We start from the raw sequence: 20,045 nt of genomic DNA, 5'->3' as shown, positions 1-20,045 counted from the left end.
GGTCGGCAGTGCGGGGGAGGGGTCAGCGTGGTGCGGTCAGCAGCCGGGGCGCGTCGGCGTCGGTGCCGCGGCCGGTGCGGAAGTACGGGGATCTGCGTACCCACTTGGCCCAGGCGGCCGCCAGGCATCCGGAGGCGATCATCAGGGCGGGCACGAGCAGCAGGAACCACCCGTTGTCCGCGCTGACTTCGAGATGGTCGGTGGAGGTGTAGAAGGACCAGGCGAGGTAGCCGCCGAGGCCGAGCAGGGCCGCGGCGCTCAGGGAGGGGAGCACCACGGCCCGTATCCCCTGCCGCCAGTCCTCGCGCAGCAGACCGCGGAAGCGCGCCGCGGCCGCGAGAGCGGTGAGCGCGTAGGACAGGGCGACGACGATCCCGACCGCGTTCACCGTCGCCATGATCATGTCGGCGAGCCGGGGGATGACCAGGGCGAGCGCCGCCACCGCCGCCGCCAGCGCGCCGATCAGCAGGGTTCCGGCCGCCGGAGTCCCGTACCGGGAGCTGACCTTGGACCACACCGGACCCAGCGTGCGGTCCCGGCTCATCGCGAACATCCCGCGAGCCGTCGGGATCACCCCCGCCTGGAGTGAGGCGACGGCCGAGAACATCAGCGCCACCAGAGGCAGCGCGGCGAGCGGCCGAGAGGCGAGACGGTCACCGAAGTACGCCAGCCCCTGGGCGCCGTGACCCGCCAACTCGTCCACGGACAGCACGCGTTGGAAGGCGACCGAGCCGAGGAGGAAGAGTCCGAGCATCGTGACCAGCGTGATGGTCCCGGCCCGTGAGGCGTCCTTGGGGTCGCGTACCTCCTCGTTCACGGTGAACGCCGCCTCGAACCCCCAGTAGCAGAACACCGACAGCAGCATGCCCTGCGCCAGGGCCGAGGCCGAGGGGATGGCGAACGGGTCGAACCAGCTCAGGCGGAAGGCGTGCGGACCGGTGACGATGCCGTATCCGCAGAAGCCCAGCAGGACGACGTACTCGAAGACCAGCAGCCCGCCCTGCAACCGGGCGGCGGTTCTGACCCCGGTGACGGCCGTGAGGGTGACGGCGACGAGGACCACGACGCCCATCGCGGTCGTCTGGGCGGTGGAGCCCGGGTCCAGCGCGAACCCGGCCACCTCGTGCACGCCCGCCTCACCGGCGAGTTGCAGCATCGCCGAACCGGTCACGGCGGTGGTGTAGGCGAGAAAGGCCACCGTGGCCACGATGTTCACCCAGCCGACCAGGAAACCGAGCCAGGGAGTGAGTGAACGGCCCACCCAGACATAGCCGTTGCCCGCGTTCGGCTCGACCCGGTTCAGCCGGGAGTAGGCGCCCGCGATCCCCAGGACCGGGAGGAAGGCCAGCAGCATGATGGCGGGCAGATGCAGACCGACCACCCCCGCCGTCACGCCCAGCCCGATGCCGATGCTGGTCGTCGCCGCCGTACTGGACGCGGCGATCGCGATGCCGTCCACGACACCGAGGGACTTGCGCAGGGACGGGGGATCCACACCGTACGGCTTCTGCGTCATGGCCTGCTCCGATCGCACCCGGGGCCTGGTTCCGGCCCGATGAGCGGAAATGAAACTGCCCGGGGCCTTAACAGGTCAACGCCGTTGACATAAGGTGCCCGCACCGGAGGGAGAGCCCATGGCCGAACGAGTCGTCCCGCCCGCCGCCCGGCGGCGCCGACGCCCCACCAAGACGGGTGTCGTCCTCTCCGAGGGCCTCATCGTCGAGACGGCGCTGCGGCTGCTCAAGGAGCACGGCGCCGACGCCCTCACCGTCCGCCGCCTGGGCCTCGCCCTCGGTGCCGATCCCACTGCTCTCTACCGGTACTTCCGCGACACCGACGACCTGCTGCTCGCCATCGCCGACGAACTCATCGGCCGTACGCTGCGCACCTGGCGCCCCACCGGCGACTGGCGGGTCGACCTGCGCGACCTCGGCCTGCGGATGCACTCCGGATCGCTCGCCCATCCACAGGCCGCGGTGCTCAGCGCGTACCGCGTCACGGGCCGGGTCCATGAGATCGCCGCGGTGGAGACGATCCTCGGCGTGCTGCGCGGCGCCGGATTTCCCGACGTCGAGGCAGTGCGCGTCTACCACGCGTTCGTCGACCAGGCACTGGCCTTCGCGGCGCTCGACGCGGCGAGCGTGGCCCTTCCCCGGGCCGCGCGTGAGGCCGAGGCGGGGGTGTGGCGGGCGACGTACGCGCGACTGTCCCCCGACACGCACCCGCACATCGCGGCGACGGCGCGTCATCTGGTGGCGGACATGCGGCGCAGCGCCTACCCGGCGGCGCTCGACCTGCTGCTGGCCGCGGCGGCGGCCCGGCTGGAGGAGATCCAGGAGCTCCCTGGGACGTGAGCGACACCCCGGCCGCCGACGCGAGCGGAGGGCCCCGCCTGTCACACCGACGGGCGCTCGCCCGTCGTTCCACCGGACCTGTCCGCACCACGGCCCCAGGAGGCTGACCGCACATGACCCCGCCCGCCCGTACCTTGAAGCAGCGCACGCGGGACACGCTCCGCCGGCTGGAGCAGGACGTCGACGTCTGGGTGTCCACGGCGGGCCCGGACGGGGCGGCGCCCCATCTGATCCCGCTGTCCTACCTCTGGGACGGCACGACCGTGCTGCTGTCCACCCCGGGCGCCAGTCCGACGGGCCGCAACCTGCGTGTGACCGGCACGGTACGGCTGGGCTTCGGGCCGACCCGCGACGTGGTCATGGTCGAGGGCACGGTCGAGACGCTGGAACCCGCCGGACTGCCCGCCGGTGTCGGCGACGCCTTCGCCGAGCGGACCGGCTTCGATCCACGCCGCCTGACCACCGCGTACCTCTACTTCCGCGTCACTCCACGACGGGTACAGGCATGGCGCGAGGCCGACGAGATCGCCGGCCGCGACCTCATGCGGGACGGCGGGTGGCTCGTGGACGACTGATTCCGTGGGACGGGGTATCCGGGAGGCGCGGGGCAGCGACGGCTCGGCCGACCGCGCCCCCGATCCCCGACGGAGGAACCATGGCACTCGTACTGGCAGGCGTGGTGGTGCTGGACTGCGCCGAGCCCGAGAAGCTCGCCGCGTTCTACAAGGAACTCCTCGACGGCGAGGAGACGGACACGAGCGCGAACCGCATCGACATCAGGGGCGCGGACGGGACGCGGATGGGTTTCCGCAGGGACCTCACGGCGACGCCGCCGAGCTGGCCGCGCCCCGAGAACTCCCTCCAGGCCCATCTGGACTTCCAGGTGGCGGACCTGGACGAGGCGGAACGCCGGATCGTCGGTCTCGGCGGGCGCCCCATCGAGACCAAGGACGCCGCGGGACCGTTCGAGGAGCGGGGCTACGCCGACCCGTCGGGGCACTCGTTCACCCTGTGCCTCACGCCCATCATGGCGCCGAAGCTGGGCTGAATCCGCCCGCGCCCCGGCCCCTCCCGGCGAACACGGTCGTCAGCTCCGGCCACCCCGGGTGATCTTGGCCTTCCCCTTCCCCTTGTTCGGGGACGGCCAGATCCCCGTCGATCGCTCGACGGCCTTCGCGCCCGTACGGTCCGCCGCGCTGCGGGCGACGGCGAACAGCGCGCCCTGGAGGGCCGCGGCGAGCAGCACCTCACCCCAGCCGCGGTCCTTGTCCAGCGCGTCGGGGGCGTCCTCCTCGTGCCGCACCGCCTTCCACGCCGCCTCGAACGCCAGCCCGGCCAGGGCTCCGCTCGCCCAGCCCAACGCGAATCCCAACGGCTTGTAGGCGAGAGGGAGTTTGAGTTTCTTCGGTTTCCTGGGCATGTGGGTCTCCTTCCGTGGTCCGAGTCGACGGTGTCACCGAATCCGGACGCCTGGTAGTGGGCCGTACCATCCGCCGATGTGTGAGGTGCGCGGGCCTGGGCAGCCGGACGGGGTGAATCGGACATCGCAGGACCGGTCGGACCGGGCGAAGCCGTCGGCGCCATCCACGGAGCCCAAGGAACCTGGGGAACCGGCGCGGTCGGAACCGTCGCCGAAGCCGAAAGGGCAGGACCACGGGACGCGCCTGACCGTATTCGTGGCCCTCGGAGCCAATCTCCTGATCGCCGTGGCCAAGGCGGTGGGCGGACTTCTCACGGGTTCGCCCGCGCTGCTCTCCGAGGCCGCGCACTCGGTGGCCGACAGCCTCAACGAGGTCTTCCTGCTCGCGGCCCTGCGCCGCAGCCGCCGGCCGGCCGACCGCCGGCACCCGTTCGGCTACGGCAAGGAGAGGTTCTTCTGGTCGCTGCTCGCCGCCGTCGGCATCTTCGTGATGGGCGGCTGCTTCTCGTTCTTCCAGGGCTTCGAGGCGCTGAGGAGCGGCAGCGAGGAGTCGTCCAGCGGCTATGTGGCGGGGCTGGCGGTCCTGGCCGTCTCCCTGCTCGCCGAGGGCGCGTCCCTGTTCCGCGCGTTGCACCAGGTGCGCGGGCAGGGCGGCACCGGAAGACTGCGCGACCCCGCCCTGCGCACGGTCGTCGCCGAGGACGGCACCGCCGTGCTCGGCGTGACGCTCGCGATCATCGGCATGGCGCTGCACATGATCACCGGGCAGATCGTCTGGGAGGCCTCGGCGTCCTTCGCCATCGGAGGACTCCTGGTGGGTGTCGCCTACTGGCTCGGCCGCGACGCGCGCGAGCACCTCATCGGCCGGGCCGCCGACCCCGAATCGAGCGGCCGGATACGGGCCCTGCTGGAGGCGCAGCCCGAGATCGACAGCGTGGAGGCGCTGCTCACCATGGAGATCGGCCTCGACTCGACCCTGGTCGCCGCCCGGATCGACCTCGTGCCGGGCCTGGACAGCGAGGAGGTCGAGGAGGTCGCCGTCCGCATCAAACGCTCCGTCGCGAACACCGTGCCGGAGGCCGACCAGATCTTCCTGGACGTGACCGACGCGGCGGCGGCACGGGCCGCGTCGCGCGGGGACGGGACAGCGGAAGACCCCGCCGCGACGGGGGAGCGCGGCGGGGCCTGAGGTACGGGTGCCCAGCGGGCGACGGCTCATGCACGGCAGGTCCGCGGGATCCCGGCGGCGGACTCGCGCCCCCTTCGGGGACCTCGGCCGCAAACGCGGCCGGGGCTCCGGTCCCGCGCGGCCGGGTCTCCGGTCACGCACCGCGCGTCGGCGCCCGAGCGCCCGCGCCGCTCAGTCCGTCGGCTCCAGCACGAAGACGGGGATCTCGCGGTCCGTGTTCTTCTGGTAGTCGGCGTACGAGGGGTACGCCGCGACGGCGCGCTCCCACCACTGGTCCTTCTCGGCACCGGTGACCTCACGGGCCCGCAGGTCCTGGCGGTTGGCGCCGTCCTGGAGTTCGACGTGCGGATCCGACTTCACGTTGTAGTACCAGACCGGATGCTTGGGGGCTCCGCCGAGCGAGGCGACCGCCGCGTAACGGCCCTCGTGCTCGACGCGCATGAGCGGGGTCTTGCGGATCTTGCCGCTCTTGGCACCGCGGGTCGTGAGAATGATGACCGGCAGTCCCGTGTCCTGCAGTGTGGTCCCCTCGGTGCCGCCGGAGCTCTCGTACAGCTCCACCTGCTCGCGCACCCACTGCGTCGGGCTGGGTTCGTACTCACCCTCAAGAGGCATGACTTGCGTCCCATCTCGCGTCGTACCGGACCTGTCTCGCCATGATTCAACACCAGTGGGGACACGATTGATCCGCACCATGACACCGCGGGTCATCGCGGACGCGGGACGCGCGCGCGACGGTGGGGACGTTCCCGTACGACGACCACGACGAGGCCGCCCCCATGGCAGCGGTCACCGCACACGTTCCGACGACCCGCGCCGTGACCGGGGAGTCGTTGCGCCGATCCGGCGCCGGCGTCCCCGAAAGGATCGCCGAGCCGTACGCCGAACGGATCGACCGGAAGCCCGGTCGGCCGCCGGACCCGGTCGGACGCCGGACCCGGTCGAGGGCGGTCTCGTCGTGCGGCGTCACGTCCACGAGGACAGCCTCGCGGTGGCCCGCGCCTTCGGACCCGGCGCGGGCGTCCGACCGGGCACCACGACCACTCCGTCCGCCCCTCGCCGCGACCGGTGACCTGGTGCCGTGGCAGGTCACCCCGGTCATGCCCGTCCCGGCAGGTCCGCGTGCTCATGGTGAGGGGACGAGCATCCGCAATGCGAGCACCATGATCACGACGCTGGACGCGAGCGCCGTGACCAGCCGCCCCCGGTGTCCCGTCAGGACCCGGCCCAGCAGTGCGCCGCTCCCGGCGATCAGCAGTTGCCAGCTCGCGGACGCGACGAACGCGGCGAGCACGAACACCCCCTGCTCCAGCGGCCGTACGGCTTCCGTCGTACGGCTGCCGAGGACCAGCGCGGCGAAGTAGACGATGGTGGTGGGGTTCAGCAGGGTGATCCCCAGCAGTGTCAGATACGCCCTCGCCGGATGCGCCGGATCCTTCGTGGAGCGGGCGGTGAGCCGCCGCTCGCGGTACTGGCGCAGTGCGCTGACGGCGCCCCGTATCGCCAGGGCGACCAGCACCAGCCCGGACACCCAGCGCAAGGGCACCAGCACCGGCTGGAGCGCGGCGGCGAGCGCGGCACCCCCGAGCGCGGCGACCAGGGCGTACACCCCGTCGGCGGTCGCGACGCCCAGCGCGGCGGACCCGCCGATCCGCAGTGAGGTACGAGCGGTGAGGGACACTAGATAAGTCGCGACCGCTCCGACGGGGATGGCGATGCCATAGCCCGCGAGCAGCCCCGCGACGAGCGCGGCGGTCATGATCGGGGAAGCGAGGGCCTCCGCGGTCGGCCGGGCTGCTGCTGGACCCGCACCGGACGAGTGGCGGCGGAGGTCGGCGGCAGGAAGGCTTCGTTCATGGACATGCGCAGATCCTTGGGCCTGGGCGGCGGCCCGTGCAACCGAATTACGGGGGCCGTCGACGGGATCACGAGGGACACCGCCGAGCCACGTGGAGCGGGTGTCCACCGTGGCGGGAGCGGGCGGTTCGAGCCACGGCCACGCCTCCGCGCGGCCCCGCCGTCCGCCGGGCACCCGGTCGGCGCCCCGCCGGGCGACGGCGTTCGGCCAGACCGCCCGACCGGAGCATCTGGCCGAACTTCGAGTGGCTCTGTAGATGCCTGGGGCATCTAATGAGGAGCGGCAAGATCGGCAAGAGGGAACCATCGCATGCGAGGTCACTCATGACAGAAACCGTTGCCTTCCCCCAGGACCGTACGTGTCCTTACCACCCGCCCACCGCCTACGATCCCCTGCGTGAGGCGCGCCCCCTGTCGCGGGTCTCCCTGTACGACGGCCGCAGCGTCTGGGTCGTCACCGGCCACGGCACCGCCCGCGACCTGCTCACCGACCCACGGCTGTCGTCCGACCGCACCCGTCCGGCGTTCCCGATGCCCACGGAGCGGTTCGCCTCCGCCCGCGACCGCCGGGTGGCACTCCTCGGGCTCGACGATCCCGCGCACCACACCCAGCGCCGCATGCTGGTCCCCAGTTTCACCCTCAAGCGGATCGGGACCCTGCGCCCCCGCATCCAGGAGACCGTGGACCGGCTGCTCGACGTCATGGAGGCGAAGGGCCCGCCCGCCGAGCTGGTCGGCGACTTCGCGCTGCCCGTGCCGTCCATGGTGATCTGCGCACTGCTCGGTGTCCCGTACGCCGATCACGAGTTCTTCGAGGAGCAGTCCCGCAGGCTGCTGCGCGGCCCCGCCGCCGCGGACACCCAGGACGCCCGCGACCAGCTGGACGCGTACTTCGGGTCGCTCATCGACCGCAAGCAGAAGGATCCGGGCGACGGGCTCCTCGACGAGCTCATCCAGGACCGGTTGCGCGAGGGCGCGGTCGACCGCGAGGAACTGATCAGCCTGGCGACGATCCTGCTGGTCGCCGGCCACGAGACGACCGCGAACATGATCTCGCTCGGCACGTTCACCCTGCTCAGGCACCCCGAGCAGCTGGCGGAGCTGCGCGCCGAGCCGACGCTCATGCCCGCCGCCGTCGAGGAGCTGCTGCGCTTCCTCTCCATCGCCGACGGGCTGCTGCGGGTGGCCACCGAGGACATCGAGGTGGCCGGGGCGACGATCCGCGCCGATGACGGCGTCGTCTTCTCGACCTCCGTCATCAACCGTGACGAGCACACCTTCCCCGAGCCGGACGCCCTCGACTGGCACCGTCCGGCCCGTCACCACGTCGCGTTCGGCTTCGGCATCCACCAGTGCCTCGGCCAGAACCTCGCGCGCGCCGAGATGGAGATCGCCCTGCTGTCGCTGTTCGACCGGCTGCCCGGACTACGGCTGGACGCGCCGGCGGACGACATTCCCTTCAAACCCGGAGACACGATCCAGGGGATGCTGGAACTCCCCGTGACCTGGTAAGAGGCTTACCGGCATGACCATCGACATCGCAATCGACAAGGACGTCTGCATCGGCGCGGGGCAGTGCGCGCTGACCGCGCCGGACGTCTTCACGCAGGACGACGACGGATTCAGCGAGGTGCTCCCCGGCCGTGAGGACGGCGGCGGTGCCCCACTGGTCCGGGAGGCCGCGCGGGCCTGCCCGGTGGGCGCCATCACCGTCTCGGAGGCCTGAGGGCACCCCCGCGGACCCCGGGGCAGACCTCCCGCGGACCCGAGGACGCCGTCCTCGGGTCCGTCCGTCGCCGCTCCGGCGGGGCTGCTCCGGCGGGTCCGGTCGCCGTGGTGTCCGGCTAGCCGGCGTGCCGGACGGACGAGATGAGCGCCGCTGCCGCCGTGGCCGCGTGCCCGGCGGCCGCCGCCTCGCGTGTGATGCCCGCGGTGACCATGGCTCCCTCGGCGAGCAGATACACCTGATCGGCGAGGGAGTCCGGCAGCCCCGCGTCGGTCACCAGGCCGCCCAGATAGTCCCTGAACGCCTTCTTGTGGGCGCGGACCTGGACGGTCACGCGAGGTGAGGTGGCGCCGAGTTCTCCGTAGGAGTTGATCCAGGCGCACCCGCGGAAGTCCGGTTCCCCGAACCACAGCCGGAGCCAGTCGAACACGGCCAGAATCCGCCGCTCGGGCTCCGTGGACCGGTCGACGTGTTCGGCCAGCCGGCGCCGCCAGCGGATGTCGCGCCGCTCCAGATATGCCTCGACCAGCAGCTCCTTCGCGGGGAAGAGCTGGTAGAGCCGCTTGAGGGAGACGCCCGAGGCGCCCCTGATGTCGTCCATCCCGACGGTCTGGATGCCGCGGGCGTAGAACAGCTCCTCCGCGGCGTCCAGCGCCTGTTCCCGGGCCTGCGCGAGGGCCTGTTCGCGAGCACTCGTGATGTCCATGGGCAGGGGGCTCCTTGACGCGAGAACCAACGTTCTCTAGGTTATCAGCCAGCCTGGAGAACGGCCGTTCTCCGCTTTGCCGCCCCGCGCGCCCGAATCGTCCCGCGCATCCGAGTCGTCCCGCGCATCCGAGTAGCCCGCGCATCCGAAAGGGAAGCCGCATGTCCCCACGCCCGCCCCTGCCGCCCTTCACCCGTGAGACCGCCCTCCAGAAGGTCCGGGCGGCCGAGGACGCCTGGAACACCCGTGATCCCCACAAGGTCTCGCTCGCCTACTCCGAGGACTCGGTCTGGCGCAATCGGGACATCTTCGTCACCGGCCGCGCGGCGATCGTCGAGCTGCTCACCGCGAAGTGGGCGCGCGAGCGGGAGTACGCCCTGCGCAAGGACCTCTGGTCCTTCGACGGCAACCGCATCGCCGTCCGCTTCCAGTACGAGTCCCGCGACGCGGACGGCCGGTGGTGGCGCTCGTACGGCAACGAACTGTGGGAGTTCGACGATCAGGGACTGATGACCCGACGTGAGGCGAGCATCGACGACGTGCCCATCGAGGAGCAGGATCGCCGGCTCTTCGGTCCGCGCTCCGACGCCGAACGCGGGGCGTCCCTGCCTCTCCGTTAGGGGACTCGGCTCCGGCGGGTTCCCGCGACTTGGGCGGGTTCCCGCGACTCCGGCAGGGTTCCGCGGTTCCGGCCCGGGTCCGCAGGTCGTCGCGCGCCGCTCCGGGGCTCCGGGTCGGCCCGTAGGGTTCCCGGATGACCGAACGCACCGGGCGGGCCCCCGCCGTGAAGCCCTTCCTCTACGTCGTCGTCTGCGCGGCCGGCATCGCGCAGGACGTCGGCGCGCTGATCGCCGCCGCACAGGAGCGGGGCTGGGAGGTCGGCGTCATCGCCACCCCGCAGGGGCTCGGGTTCTTCGACGCCGAGGCCGTCGGGGCGCGGACCGGCCGCCCGATCCGGTCCGCGTGGCGGGTCCCGGGCGAGGCGCGCCCCTTCCCGGCCCCCGACGCGGTGGCCGTCGCGCCGGCCACCTTCAACACCGTGAACAAGTGGGCGGCCGGCATATCCGACACCCTCGCCCTCGGCACCCTGTGCGAGGCGTACGGTCTCGGCGTCCCGATCGCCGTACTGCCCTGTGTGAGCGACGCGCTGGCGGCTCACCCCGCGTACCGCGCGAGCCTGGACCGGCTGCGCGGCATGGGCGTCCGTTTCGGGGACCGGTACTCGGGGGAGCCGGACGCGGACGGTCGGCGTGCGGAGTTCCGCTGGGAGCGGGTGCTCGACCTGCTCGCCGCCCGCACCTGACGGCGGACGGGGCGACGGGCAGGTCCGCCGCCTACGGCCTCCGGAAGATCGTGATCGAGTGGCCGACGTCGTCCACGGGTGTACTGCCGTCGAGCAGCGCGGCGAGGCGGCCGTCCGCCTTCGCGACCGAGGAGTCCGAGACGGCGAGCAACCCGTGCACCTCGCCCGGCGGCGCCTTGCGCGGATCGGCCGCCTCGATCCCGTAGGCGGAGGGCACGCCGCTGCCCTTGTAGACCAGCCAGACCCGCTCGCGCGGATACCGCTCGGCCAGCCGGTCGGCGAGCCTTCCCAGGTCCTGCCCCCAGTCGACGTTCGAGTCGTGCAGCCGCAGACGGGTCTTCGACGGTCCGCCGAACGCCTCGTTCGAGTACGGCAGGTAGTACGGGAACGCGCGCAGCGAGCTGACCGCGACGAACAGCACCAGCGCCGCGGCGGCGAGCGGCGCCCGGCGGGGCCGCAGCGCGAGGACCCCCGCCGCCGCGACCGCCAGGAACACCGGGACGAACAGGGCGTACCGGACCCCCAGATCACGGGATCCCGTCATGGCCACGGCGAGGAGCACGGCCGGCGGGAGGAGGACGTACGGGGCGGCGGCGCGCAGCCGGGGGACGCGGACCATGGCCGCCGCGCCGGTCAGCCAGAGCACCAGCATGCCGAGCGGAGTCTTCACCAGCAGCGCGGCCGGCAGGTAGTACCAGAGCGCACCGCGGTACACCCGGCCGAAGAGGAAACCGCCCCACGTCGCGTCCTCGAACCCGAACTGGACGCGCATCCCGTCGCGGTACGGCCGGGGGACGGGCAGCCAGTGCAGGGCGAGCCCGCGCAGACCGTGCACGGCCGGCACGTCCGCGGGCGTGGCCCAGCGCAGTCCCGGGTCGACGACGAGGTAGCTGGCCCACACCACGGCGAGGGCCAGCAACACCATGCCGGCCGCCACCGCCACGCTCGGCGCCAGGAGCCGCCGCTGGGCGTGCGGGTCCGGGCCGGCGACGCGGCGCGTGTGCCGGAAGGAGAGGACCGCCAGGAGCAGCAGCACCGGGGCCGCGGGCAAGGTGCTCATCTTGGTGGCGAGCGCCGCGCCGAGCGCCACCCCCGCGAGCGCGAGGTGCGGCAGCGGCCGCCGGCGCCGCGCCCGCCACACCAGCCACGCCGACGTCAGCACGAATCCCGCCGCCGGTACGTCGAGGGTGGCCAGCGACCCGTTCGCGATGACGTCGGGAGACAACGTGTACAGGGCGAGCGCCACCAACCCGCCTACGGCACCGACGAGTTCACGGGCGAACGCGAGAACGACCAGGCCGAACAGCAGCGTCAGCACGATCACCGGCAGCCTCGCCCAGAACATCACCCGCCAGGGATCGTTGCCCGACCCGTACAGCAACCGCCGTCCGAGCGCCGTCTGGTCGTCGGTGGCGTGGGCATCGAGGTGGGGGTGGGCGAACACCAGCCCGGCGCCGATGATCAGTTTGCCCAGCGGCGGATGCTCCGGGTTGTAGCGCAGGCTGTGTTCGCGCGTGTAGACCACCGCCGTGCCCACGTACACCGGCTCGTCGATCGTCGGTGTCTGCCGCGCGGCGGCCGTGACCATCGCCACCGCCATCTGCGCCAGCAGGGCGGCCACGGCGAGCGCGAGCAGCCACCGCCGGTGCCGCCGCAGTCGTGCGTATCGTCGCGGCGGCTCGGTGGTGCTCGTCGGCAGGCGGCTTTCCCGCCTGTCCGCCATGGAGGTCGACATGCCTCTTGATACGCCCGTCGGCGGCCGGCCGCTCATCCGACACGGCCCGGGTTCGGCGCGGGCGCCTCCCCCGGGCCGTCCGGCGTCGGCGGAAGGCGTGCCGGGCGGGTGCTCAGTGGCCGAGCTCGGCCCGCAGTTCCGGCTGGAGCAGGGCGCCGTGGGCACGTACGAGGTCGTCGCACAGGTCCCAGATCCGTTCGACGGGCAGCGCGGCGGCCGTGGCGGGATCGGCCATGGCGGCGTGCCGGATGTGGCGGGGGTCGTGGTCGGTGGCGGCCCGCACGACCAGGTCGTTGACGGCGACATAGGCACTGTTGAGGGCCGCGCACTGCGGCGGAAGCGAGCCGACGCGGGTCGGCTGGACGCCCAGCGCGTCGGTCAGACAGGGGACTTCGACCACGGAGTCGGCGGGCAGGTTGTCGATCAGACCGCGGTTGGGGACGTTCCCGTAGATCGTGCGCGGGGTGCCGGTGAGGGTGCTGTGGATGATCTGCGGAGCGTACTCCAGGGTGCCCTCGACGGGCAGCGGCGCGTTCCTGGCCAGCGCGTCGCGGGTCTGCTCGTAGCTCGCCGTGTTCTCCTCGATGATCTTCAGATAGGCGCCCACCGGCAGCCGGAGGCGTTCGATCTCGCTGTCGTGGTGGAGATACCAGGGCACGTACTCCGAGGAGTGCTCGCTGGTCTCGGTGGGGTAGTGGCCCAGCCTGCGGTACATGTCGACGCGGACCCGGCGCAGCAGTCCGGGATCCTTGGCGATCGCCTCGTCCAGCAACGGGTGGAGGTCCTGGCCGGCGCGTTCGAAGCGCAGCACCCAGGCCTGGTGATTGACCCCGGCCGCCAGATAGGACACCTCGTCGAAGGGCACGCCGACCAGCGCGGCGAGGTCGTGCATCGTCCAGTGCACCGAGTGGCACAGGCCCGTCACACGCAGGTCCGGGGCGATGCGGCTGAGGTAGAGGACGTTCATCGCCATGGGGTTGGTGTAGTTCAGCAGCAGGGCGTCCGGGCACAGTTCGGCCATGTCCTCGGCCAGCGCGCGCAGGACCGGGAAGGTGCGCAGCGCGCGGAAGATACCGCCGATGCCGAGCGTGTCGCCGATGGTCTGGCGCAGGCCGTGGCGGGCCGGGATCTCGAAGTCGACGCGTGTCGCCTCGTTCATGCCGACCTGGACGATGTTGATGACGAAGTCCGCGTCGGCCAGGGCCGCCCGCCGGTCCAGGTGGGCGGTGATCACCGGTTTGACCCCGCGGGCGGCGGCGATGCGCAGGGCCGCGCCCTCCGCCGTCGCGAGCCGCTCCGGGTCGATGTCGTGCAACGCGATCCTGGTGTGGGCCAGTTCGGGGAAGGCGAAGAGGTCCGCGAGCAGTCCTTGGGTGAACACCACGCTCCCGGCCCCGATGAAGGCGATCTTCGCGGCGGTGACGTCGTACATCAGTGAATTCCTCTTTCCGAGTTGTCCGAGGCGGCGGCCTGGGCCTCGTCCCACGTGGGCTGTGCCGCGGTGCCGCCGTGGCCGCGCGTGGAGAGCGAACCGCGGGCCACGGCGAGGGCCATGGCCCTCGCGAGGTCGAGCCCGCGCAGGGGCGCGGCGACGAATGCGGCGTCGAAGCTGTCGACGGCGCCAACGCTGTCGACGGCGCCAACGGTGTCGAGGGCGCCAACGGTGTCGAGGGCGCCAACGGTGTCGAGGGCGCCAACGGTGTCGAGGGCGCCAACGGTGTCGAGGGCGCCAACGGTGTCGACGGCGCCGACGGTGTCGGCGGCACTCACGGTGTCGACGGGCGCGGCGGGCGCGTGCGGCAGTCGTGTCCCGTGCAGGACCAGGAGACTCACGTCGGCCCCTCGTCCCGCCGGCGCGTCACGCACGAACACACCCGCGGGACCGGCGCCGACCCGGCCCGCGAAGGCGACCCGCAGCCCCAGCCGGGCGGCCCCGCACGCCATGAGCGCCGCGGGTCCGCGAGCACCAACCCGGCGTGTGCGACGAGTTGTTCGCGCTGCCCGGAGGCATGGGGACCGGACAGCGGACCGGCCACCACGTCCGGATGCCCGTCGCCGATCACCACAGGGTCGAAAGCCCGCACCGCCGTCACCCCTTCAGGCCGCTCGACGTGAGCGACTGCACGAACGTCTTCTGCGCCAGCAGGAACGCCACCAGCACCGGCAGCACGGTGATCACGTTCCCCGCCATCACGGCCGACCACCGGGTGTGGTGCTGTCCCTGGAAGGTGGTCAGCCCCAACTGGAGGGTGTACCGCGTGTCGTGGTTGAGCGCGATCAGCGGCCACGACAGGTCGTTCCAGGTCGACAGGAACGTCAGCACCGCGACCGTGGCCAGCGCGGGGCGGGCCAGCGGCAGCACGATCGAGAAGAGGACCCGCAGCCGCGAACACCCGTCGATCCAGGCGGCCTCCTCCATCTCCCGCGGCAGCGAGAGGAAGAACTGGCGGAACAGGAAGACCGCGAACGGGGTGACCAGCGACGGCACGATCAGCGCGCCGAGCGTGTCGATCAGACCCAGCTCCTTCATCACCAGGAAGGTGGGGATCATGGTGAGCTGGAACGGGATCACCATGGTCGCCAGCATCAGCCCGAGCAGCAGCCGCGACCCGGCGAACCGCATCCGCGCGAACGCGTAGCCGCCCAGCGCCCCGAACAGCAGATTCGATCCCACCGCGACCGACGCGACCAGGAAGGAGTTGGCGAACCACCGTGGGAACAGCGCGTTCCCGAGCACATACCGGTATCCGCCCAGATCGATGCCCTTCGGCCACAGCGCGGGCGGGAACCGGTTGATCTCCACGTCGGTCATCACGGAACTGAGCACCAGCCACACCAGCGGCAGCGCGAAGCACAGGGCCAGCGGCGCCAGCAGCAGATGCCAGCCGCTCACCTTCGGCATCCTCATCGGACGACTCCTTCCGTACGGTTCTGGCGGCGCCGCACGACCCGCAGCGCCGCGCCCACCACCATGAGGGCCGCCGCCAGGACGTACGCCGCCGCTGCCCCGTATCCGGCCGTGAACGTCTGGAAGGCCTGCTGCCAGACGAAGTAGACGACGACCGTGGTCGAGCCGAGGGGGCCGCCCTTGGTCGTCACATAGATCAGGTCGAAGACCTGGAGCGCCGTGATCAACTGCCACAGGAGCAGGAACACGGTGACCGGTGTGAGGGTCGGCAGCACGATGTGACGCAGGATCAGCGTGCGGCCCGCTCCGTCGATGCGGGCGGACTCGACGAGTTCGGGCGGCACGTCCTGGAGCGCGGCCAGGTAGACGACGACGCAGAAGCCGACGCCGCTCCACAGCGAGATGAGGACCAGCAGGTAGATCGCCTGGTCGGGATCGGAGAGGAAGCCTTGCGGTGAGATGCCGAGCTGGTGCAGCAGGGAGTTGGCGACCCCGAACTCCGGGTCGAGGATGAACGAGAACAGGACGCCCTGGGCCGTCGCCGACACCACGAACGGGATGAAGACGAGCGTCCGGTACAGACCGATGAGCCGCAGCCGACGGTTCAGCGCCAGGGCGAGCGCGAGTCCGCCGACCAGACTCAGCGGAACGTAAAGGGCCGTGTACAGCAGGGTGTTGCTCACGGCCGTGTGGAACTCGGGGTCCTCGGCCAGGGCCCGGTAGTTGTCGAGACCGACCCAGCGGCCCGGCGTGACCAGGTCGTCGGCCCGGAAGGACAGCAGCAGGGACCACAGGACGGGGACGATCCCGAGGCCGAGGATCACGACGACCGCGGGGCCGATGAACCCCCAGGCGGTGGCCGTTTCACGACGGGCGCGACGGCGTGCGGCGCGCCGTGCGGCGGCCGTGGGCACCGCGGCCTGCGGGGCGAGCGTGATGGCGCGGGGCAGAGTGGACAAGACGGCCTCCCTCACCTGGAAGTCACCTGAGAGTCACCTGGACACGGACGGCGGAACGCGGGGAACACGAAGAATGCGGCGAACACGAAGAATGTGGAGAATGTGGAGAATGCAGGGAACACGGGGAACGCGTCCGTGGAGGCCGGAGGTTCTGGGATGCCCGGCCCGGGTCACCGGGGGATGAGCAGGGCGGCGTCGGACCGTTCCGCGCACCGGCGCAGGGCGCCGGCGGGGGAGTCCTTGCCGAGCAGCACCGAGACGATCGCCTCGCCGAGTGCCTGGGAGATCTGCGGATAGGCCGCGTGCACCGGACGCACCCGGGCGGAGCCCAGCGCTTCGGTGAACACGTCGAGGCCCCTGGTCCGTCGGGAGTGCAGGCGCCACTCCGGCCGGGCGGCGGTGGCCGAGCTCAGCGGAAGGCTGCCCGCCGAGAGGTCCCAGCGGGCGTCCTGGGCGGGCCGCATCATCCAGCGCACGAACTCGACGGCCGCCCGTGAACGGGCCGAGCCGTTGTCGAACACCGTCCAGGTGTCCGGGCCCGAGATGGTGACCGGCCGTCCGCTGTAGGTCGGCAGCGGCACGACGTCGTAGTCGACCCCGGCGCCGACGATGTCCGGGAGCTGCCAGGGCCCGGTCCCCACCATGGCCATCCGACCGGCCATGAAGACCTGGTACATCTGCTCGCCGCCGGGCTTCGGATCCACGTACACGCTCTTGTCGCGGCTCAGCCGGGCGAGGGTCTCCAGGGCCCGTACGCCCTGGTCGGCGAAGCCGATGTGCTTGCCGTCGGCGGCCACCACGTCACCGCCCAGGTCCCAGATCATCGGCCACAGCCGCCACACCGTGTCCTCGTCGCCGGTCCCGGGCCAGCCCGTACCGAAGACCCCGCGGCCGGGCTCGGTGAGTCTCCGTGCCGTGTCGGTGAACTCGTCCCAGGTCCAGCCGGCCCGCGGGAAGTCCACGCCGGCCTGCCGGAACAGCTTCCTGTTGTAGACGACGGCCAGGGAGTCGAGCAGCGCCGGGGCGGCCCGCACCCTGCCGTTGACGGTGACTCCCTCCCGCACCGGGGCCCAGAGGGACCGCCACGGCGTGGGGCCCGCGTGCAGCGCGGACGTCAGGTCGACGACGCGGGGACTGCGCGCGATGCTGGCCAGGTCCGAGCCGAAGATGTACGCGATGTCGGGATAGGAGCCCGAGGCCAGCGCGGCCGTCACCTTCTGGAGCATCGCGTCGGCCAGCACTCCGCCGCCCGCGCTGTCGACGCGGATACGCGGATGGGTGCGGTTGAACTCGGCGACGAGCGCCTCCACCGCCTTCCTGCCCGTGTCGTTCTGCCCGTGCCACAGCTCGACGGTCACCGTGCCGTCGGCGCCGACGCCGTCGGAGGCGCCACCACCGCAGGCGGCGAGGAACGGGGCGGCGGCCGCGCCGGCCAGCAGCCGGCGACGTGCGATCGAGGAGGTCATCACGGCCCCTGTCAGTGCGTCCGGCGGACGTAGTCCGCGCTGCCCGGTGTCGAGACGTCCACGTCCCGGCGCACGATGCTCAGCCTTTTCCCGTACCGCGCGCGGGCCTTGCGCAGCCCGCTGTCGGTGTACTCGATGACGACGACCCGGTCGTGGAACGCCTTCGCGTACGTCCCGCACTCGTCGTACTCGCCGCACTCCTCCGCCACCGCGAAGTCGAGGCCGGTCCGTGCCCTCTGTCCGGCCAGTTCCGCGGTGTTCTTCTGCCCGATGGCGAGCCTGCGGGCGTGCGCGCGGGCGGAGAGCAGCGTGATGAACGCGGTGGCGTCGTCGGCGTCCAGCAGGTGCCGGGACCGGGTGTAGCTGTCGTAGTTGTCCGGCTCCACCGCGTCGAAGCCCTTGTCCGCGCAGCCGTCGATCCACCGGCCGACCCGCGCGGCCACCCGCTCGCGCTTGTCCGGCGAACCGATGTCGAGCAGCGCCTCGTCCCAGTCGCGGTCGACGACCACCTCGCCGTGCGCGTCCCGCAGCAGCAGGTCGGCGGGCCACTGCCGCTCCTCGCCCGGCTGGACCTGGAAGGCGTTGACGTAACAGATGTTGTAGAGGCCGGGCGCGGGCGTCGCCGTACGGTCGCGGCTGACGATGCGGACACCCGACGGCGGCCGGTAGGCGCCGCCGATCTGGTAGTCGAAACCGGCGTGGAGCGGGGGGAGCCGCACGGTCCGCGGGCTCGGTCCCGAGGTCCCGTGCTTTCGGGGCGGAGTGGTCTTCGCCGGATCCGAAGCACAGCTCACCAGTGTCGCGAGCGCCACCAGGGCAGCGGCTGCCCCCGGACCGGCGACGCGGAGAACACGTTTGACGGGCATGTCCGCTCCATCAATCGCGAGTACGACCCCGCCTCGGACGCTTCCCGCGATCCTGGCGACTTTGGCCGGACTTGAACCGTGTCCGTTACCGGCTGGGCGCACCTCTGGGTGCCCGGCTGCACGCGCCACGGCACGCCAGGATCAAAGCGCCTCGACGCCGCCCGCGTCAAGGCCACGCCGGCGCGGGAGGACTCCGGTACGGCCACCGACACACGATGTCCTCCGGGAGCGGCCCCGACCCGGGCCCTATGGTCAGGACATGACCGGAGACCGTATCGCACTGGCCGTCCACGACCACGGAGGCGACGGGCCGCCGCTGCTCCTGCTGCACGGAGCCGGCCGCACGCTGGCCGACTGGGCCGCCGTCGCGCCTCTCCTGACACCCCGGCACCGGGTGCTCGCCGTCGACCTGCGCGGGCACGGTCTCTCACCTTCCGGGACCTGGACCCTGCCCCGGGTGATCGAGGACATCGAGGGAGTCCTTGAGGAGTACGGCCTCCCCGGCGCGCTCCCGGTCGGACACTCACTGGGCGGGATGATCGCGGTGCGGTACGCGCTGGACCACCCGGAGGTGACGCCCGGCGCGGCGAACCTGGACGGATACGGGTGGGGCCGCCCCGACCAGTACGTGGGTCTCGACCCGGCCTATGTCGACGAACGCCTCGTCCAGGTCAGGAAGTCGGCGACGGCCGCGCTGCCGGGCGGCCCGCTGCCCGTCGACGGCCTGCAGACCCTGCTCGCCCAGCAGCGCGCCCTGTCCGGGCAACTCGGCGTACCCTACGAGCTGTTGGAGACGGCACTGCTGCGCTCCGTATGTCACACACCGGACGGGCGGCTGGAGTTGAGGCCGCGGCGCGAGCACGCGCTCGAGATGCTGGCGGCGATCGACTCCCTCGACCTGTTCGGCCTCTTCGCGCGGATGGACCGACCGCTGCTGCTCGGGCGCGCGCTGCGCCCGACGCCCCCGGTGCCGGGCAGGGAGTGGTTCGACGACCTGATGAGGGCCTACGGGATGGGGCTCGCCAGGGATCTCACGGCACTGGCCGCACACCGCCCGCACGTGCGCGTGGTTGGGATCGACGGCACGCACGCGATGCTTCTGGAGAGCCCTGGCGCGGTCGCGGCCGCGGTCCTCGCGTTCGCCGCCGAAGCGCTCCCCGGATCGGCTTCGGCCCCACTCCGGCACGCGCTGCCCGAACCGCGGGAGTGAGACCGTTGAGCGGCTGGTGCCGGACGAGTTGTGGGAGTCGTTCCAGCGGGTGGTGCCGGAGTCGCCGACCCGTCCGCGAGGGGGAGGACGACGTCGGCACGGGGACCGGGACGTCCTGGCCGCGCTCGCAAGGGCACAGACTCCAGGGCACACCCACCCTTGCCCTCGACACCCACCGCAACGCCCATCTCGTGCTGAGTGCGGCGAGTTGGCGTGGGGTGAGCGTGTCGCGCCTCGATCCGGTGGTCGAGACCACACGCCAAGGGCTCCTGGCCGGCGACGCCTGGGCCCGGGACGATGTCCCGGGCCCCCGCGGCGCCCGCCCCCCCAGCCCGTCGCGCCCGGG

General features: G+C 72.1%; 21 protein-coding genes. 9 read left to right on the top strand and 12 right to left on the bottom strand.

Annotated elements, in window-relative coordinates; genetic code table 11:
* Positions 1-22 precede the first annotated feature (22 nt).
* On the bottom strand, positions 23-1,516 hold the full coding sequence (locus tag ACFVTC_RS19305) for an APC family permease (protein WP_390128456.1): 1,494 nt from the start codon (positions 1,514-1,516) through the stop codon (positions 23-25).
* 118 nt (positions 1,517-1,634) lie between these two features.
* On the opposite strand from ACFVTC_RS19305, the gene ACFVTC_RS19300 reads away from it, so the two are divergent.
* The 3 genes from ACFVTC_RS19300 (at position 1,635) to ACFVTC_RS19290 (ending at position 3,402) form a co-directional block, all read left to right on the top strand.
* Complete coding sequence (locus ACFVTC_RS19300; protein ID WP_390128454.1) at positions 1,635-2,354, top strand: helix-turn-helix domain-containing protein; 720 nt, start codon at positions 1,635-1,637, stop codon at positions 2,352-2,354.
* Between the two features lie 113 nt (positions 2,355-2,467).
* Complete coding sequence (locus tag ACFVTC_RS19295) at positions 2,468-2,929, top strand: pyridoxamine 5'-phosphate oxidase family protein (protein WP_390128452.1); 462 nt, start codon at positions 2,468-2,470, stop codon at positions 2,927-2,929.
* A gap of 80 nt (positions 2,930-3,009) precedes the next feature.
* Positions 3,010-3,402, top strand: a complete 393-nt coding sequence (locus ACFVTC_RS19290; protein WP_390128450.1) for a VOC family protein — start codon at positions 3,010-3,012, stop codon at positions 3,400-3,402.
* Positions 3,403-3,441: 39 nt separating this feature from the next.
* Here the strand turns inward: ACFVTC_RS19290 and ACFVTC_RS19285 are convergent, their stop codons facing one another.
* Positions 3,442-3,774, bottom strand: coding sequence for a DUF4235 domain-containing protein (locus ACFVTC_RS19285; RefSeq protein WP_390128448.1), 333 nt, complete (start codon positions 3,772-3,774; stop codon positions 3,442-3,444).
* A 76-nt stretch (positions 3,775-3,850) separates the two neighbouring features.
* On the opposite strand from ACFVTC_RS19285, the gene ACFVTC_RS19280 reads away from it, so the two are divergent.
* Positions 3,851-4,963: a cation diffusion facilitator family transporter gene (locus ACFVTC_RS19280; protein WP_390128446.1), complete on the top strand. Its 1,113-nt coding sequence runs from the start codon at positions 3,851-3,853 to the stop codon at positions 4,961-4,963.
* Between the two features lie 171 nt (positions 4,964-5,134).
* On the opposite strand, the gene ACFVTC_RS19275 is transcribed toward ACFVTC_RS19280, so the two are convergent.
* Positions 5,135-5,578 (bottom strand): nitroreductase family deazaflavin-dependent oxidoreductase, encoded by a 444-nt coding sequence (locus tag ACFVTC_RS19275; protein WP_390128445.1) that lies wholly within the window; start codon positions 5,576-5,578, stop codon positions 5,135-5,137.
* A 511-nt stretch (positions 5,579-6,089) separates the two neighbouring features.
* On the bottom strand, positions 6,090-6,722 hold the full coding sequence (locus ACFVTC_RS19270) for a LysE/ArgO family amino acid transporter (RefSeq protein ID WP_390128443.1): 633 nt from the start codon (positions 6,720-6,722) through the stop codon (positions 6,090-6,092).
* Between the two features lie 422 nt (positions 6,723-7,144).
* On the opposite strand from ACFVTC_RS19270, the gene ACFVTC_RS19265 reads away from it, so the two are divergent.
* Both ACFVTC_RS19265 and ACFVTC_RS19260 read left to right on the top strand, forming a co-directional pair.
* Complete coding sequence (locus ACFVTC_RS19265) at positions 7,145-8,332, top strand: cytochrome P450 (RefSeq protein WP_390128441.1); 1,188 nt, start codon at positions 7,145-7,147, stop codon at positions 8,330-8,332.
* A 19-nt stretch (positions 8,333-8,351) separates the two neighbouring features.
* Positions 8,352-8,546 carry a ferredoxin gene (locus ACFVTC_RS19260; RefSeq protein WP_390128869.1) on the top strand — a complete coding sequence of 65 codons (195 nt, stop codon included), beginning with the start codon at positions 8,352-8,354 and terminating at the stop codon, positions 8,544-8,546.
* A 118-nt stretch (positions 8,547-8,664) separates the two neighbouring features.
* Here ACFVTC_RS19260 and ACFVTC_RS19255 read toward each other — a convergent pair whose 3' ends face one another.
* On the bottom strand, positions 8,665-9,252 hold the full coding sequence (locus tag ACFVTC_RS19255; RefSeq protein ID WP_390128439.1) for a TetR/AcrR family transcriptional regulator: 588 nt from the start codon (positions 9,250-9,252) through the stop codon (positions 8,665-8,667).
* Positions 9,253-9,413: 161 nt separating this feature from the next.
* Between ACFVTC_RS19255 and ACFVTC_RS19250 the strand changes: the two genes are divergently transcribed.
* Both ACFVTC_RS19250 and ACFVTC_RS19245 read left to right on the top strand, forming a co-directional pair.
* Entirely contained in the window at positions 9,414-9,872 is a 459-nt protein-coding gene (locus tag ACFVTC_RS19250; RefSeq protein WP_390128438.1) for a nuclear transport factor 2 family protein, read from the top strand.
* Between the two features lie 134 nt (positions 9,873-10,006).
* Positions 10,007-10,555: a flavoprotein gene (locus ACFVTC_RS19245; protein WP_390128436.1), complete on the top strand. Its 549-nt coding sequence runs from the start codon at positions 10,007-10,009 to the stop codon at positions 10,553-10,555.
* A gap of 31 nt (positions 10,556-10,586) precedes the next feature.
* Here the strand turns inward: ACFVTC_RS19245 and ACFVTC_RS19240 are convergent, their stop codons facing one another.
* From ACFVTC_RS19240 to ACFVTC_RS19210, 7 genes are all read right to left on the bottom strand, one after another.
* Entirely contained in the window at positions 10,587-12,290 is a 1,704-nt protein-coding gene (locus ACFVTC_RS19240; RefSeq protein WP_390128435.1) for a glycosyltransferase family 39 protein, read from the bottom strand.
* A 112-nt stretch (positions 12,291-12,402) separates the two neighbouring features.
* Positions 12,403-13,722: an alpha-glucosidase/alpha-galactosidase gene (locus ACFVTC_RS19235; RefSeq protein WP_390128433.1), complete on the bottom strand. Its 1,320-nt coding sequence runs from the start codon at positions 13,720-13,722 to the stop codon at positions 12,403-12,405.
* Positions 13,722-14,123, bottom strand: coding sequence for a PfkB family carbohydrate kinase (locus ACFVTC_RS19230; protein WP_390128431.1), 402 nt, complete (start codon positions 14,121-14,123; stop codon positions 13,722-13,724). The genes ACFVTC_RS19235 and ACFVTC_RS19230 overlap by 1 nt, the downstream gene beginning before the upstream one ends.
* 256 nt (positions 14,124-14,379) lie before the next feature.
* Positions 14,380-15,198, bottom strand: a complete 819-nt coding sequence (locus ACFVTC_RS19225) for a carbohydrate ABC transporter permease (protein ID WP_390128430.1) — start codon at positions 15,196-15,198, stop codon at positions 14,380-14,382.
* Positions 15,195-16,157, bottom strand: a complete 963-nt coding sequence (locus ACFVTC_RS19220) for a carbohydrate ABC transporter permease (protein ID WP_390128428.1) — start codon at positions 16,155-16,157, stop codon at positions 15,195-15,197. The genes ACFVTC_RS19225 and ACFVTC_RS19220 overlap by 4 nt, the downstream gene beginning before the upstream one ends.
* 170 nt (positions 16,158-16,327) lie before the next feature.
* Positions 16,328-17,623, bottom strand: a complete 1,296-nt coding sequence (locus tag ACFVTC_RS19215) for an ABC transporter substrate-binding protein (protein WP_390128426.1) — start codon at positions 17,621-17,623, stop codon at positions 16,328-16,330.
* Between the two features lie 11 nt (positions 17,624-17,634).
* A complete protein-coding gene (locus ACFVTC_RS19210; RefSeq protein WP_390128424.1) occupies positions 17,635-18,489 on the bottom strand; it encodes an endo alpha-1,4 polygalactosaminidase in 855 nt (284 codons plus the stop codon).
* Positions 18,490-18,748: 259 nt separating this feature from the next.
* On the opposite strand from ACFVTC_RS19210, the gene ACFVTC_RS19205 reads away from it, so the two are divergent.
* A complete protein-coding gene (locus tag ACFVTC_RS19205; RefSeq protein ID WP_390128422.1) occupies positions 18,749-19,699 on the top strand; it encodes an alpha/beta fold hydrolase in 951 nt (316 codons plus the stop codon).
* Positions 19,700-20,045: the final 346 nt, after the last annotated feature.

This window comes from Streptomyces sp. NPDC057950, assembly GCF_042887295.1.
In the GTDB taxonomy this organism is placed as follows: domain Bacteria; phylum Actinomycetota; class Actinomycetes; order Streptomycetales; family Streptomycetaceae; genus Streptomyces; species Streptomyces kaempferi.
Note: the sequence above shows the minus strand (reverse complement) of the source record. Positions and strands in the feature narration are given on the sequence as shown.

Coding starts and splice junctions, on each gene's coding strand:
- ACFVTC_RS19255 (WP_390128439.1), bottom strand. CDS start 9,252: ATGGACATCACGAGTGCTCGCGAACAGGCCCTCGCGCAGGCCCGGGAA.
- ACFVTC_RS19275 (WP_390128445.1), bottom strand. CDS start 5,578: ATGCCTCTTGAGGGTGAGTACGAACCCAGCCCGACGCAGTGGGTGCGC.
- ACFVTC_RS19265 (WP_390128441.1), top strand. CDS start 7,145: ATGACAGAAACCGTTGCCTTCCCCCAGGACCGTACGTGTCCTTACCAC.
- ACFVTC_RS19245 (WP_390128436.1), top strand. CDS start 10,007: ATGACCGAACGCACCGGGCGGGCCCCCGCCGTGAAGCCCTTCCTCTAC.
- ACFVTC_RS19270 (WP_390128443.1), bottom strand. CDS start 6,722: ATGACCGCCGCGCTCGTCGCGGGGCTGCTCGCGGGCTATGGCATCGCC.
- ACFVTC_RS19290 (WP_390128450.1), top strand. CDS start 3,010: ATGGCACTCGTACTGGCAGGCGTGGTGGTGCTGGACTGCGCCGAGCCC.
- ACFVTC_RS19235 (WP_390128433.1), bottom strand. CDS start 13,722: ATGTACGACGTCACCGCCGCGAAGATCGCCTTCATCGGGGCCGGGAGC.
- ACFVTC_RS19250 (WP_390128438.1), top strand. CDS start 9,414: ATGTCCCCACGCCCGCCCCTGCCGCCCTTCACCCGTGAGACCGCCCTC.
- ACFVTC_RS19215 (WP_390128426.1), bottom strand. CDS start 17,623: ATGACCTCCTCGATCGCACGTCGCCGGCTGCTGGCCGGCGCGGCCGCC.
- ACFVTC_RS19285 (WP_390128448.1), bottom strand. CDS start 3,774: ATGCCCAGGAAACCGAAGAAACTCAAACTCCCTCTCGCCTACAAGCCG.
- ACFVTC_RS19295 (WP_390128452.1), top strand. CDS start 2,468: ATGACCCCGCCCGCCCGTACCTTGAAGCAGCGCACGCGGGACACGCTC.
- ACFVTC_RS19305 (WP_390128456.1), bottom strand. CDS start 1,516: ATGACGCAGAAGCCGTACGGTGTGGATCCCCCGTCCCTGCGCAAGTCC.
- ACFVTC_RS19205 (WP_390128422.1), top strand. CDS start 18,749: ATGACCGGAGACCGTATCGCACTGGCCGTCCACGACCACGGAGGCGAC.
- ACFVTC_RS19280 (WP_390128446.1), top strand. CDS start 3,851: ATGTGTGAGGTGCGCGGGCCTGGGCAGCCGGACGGGGTGAATCGGACA.
- ACFVTC_RS19210 (WP_390128424.1), bottom strand. CDS start 18,489: ATGCCCGTCAAACGTGTTCTCCGCGTCGCCGGTCCGGGGGCAGCCGCT.
- ACFVTC_RS19240 (WP_390128435.1), bottom strand. CDS start 12,290: ATGTCGACCTCCATGGCGGACAGGCGGGAAAGCCGCCTGCCGACGAGC.
- ACFVTC_RS19300 (WP_390128454.1), top strand. CDS start 1,635: ATGGCCGAACGAGTCGTCCCGCCCGCCGCCCGGCGGCGCCGACGCCCC.
- ACFVTC_RS19225 (WP_390128430.1), bottom strand. CDS start 15,198: ATGAGGATGCCGAAGGTGAGCGGCTGGCATCTGCTGCTGGCGCCGCTG.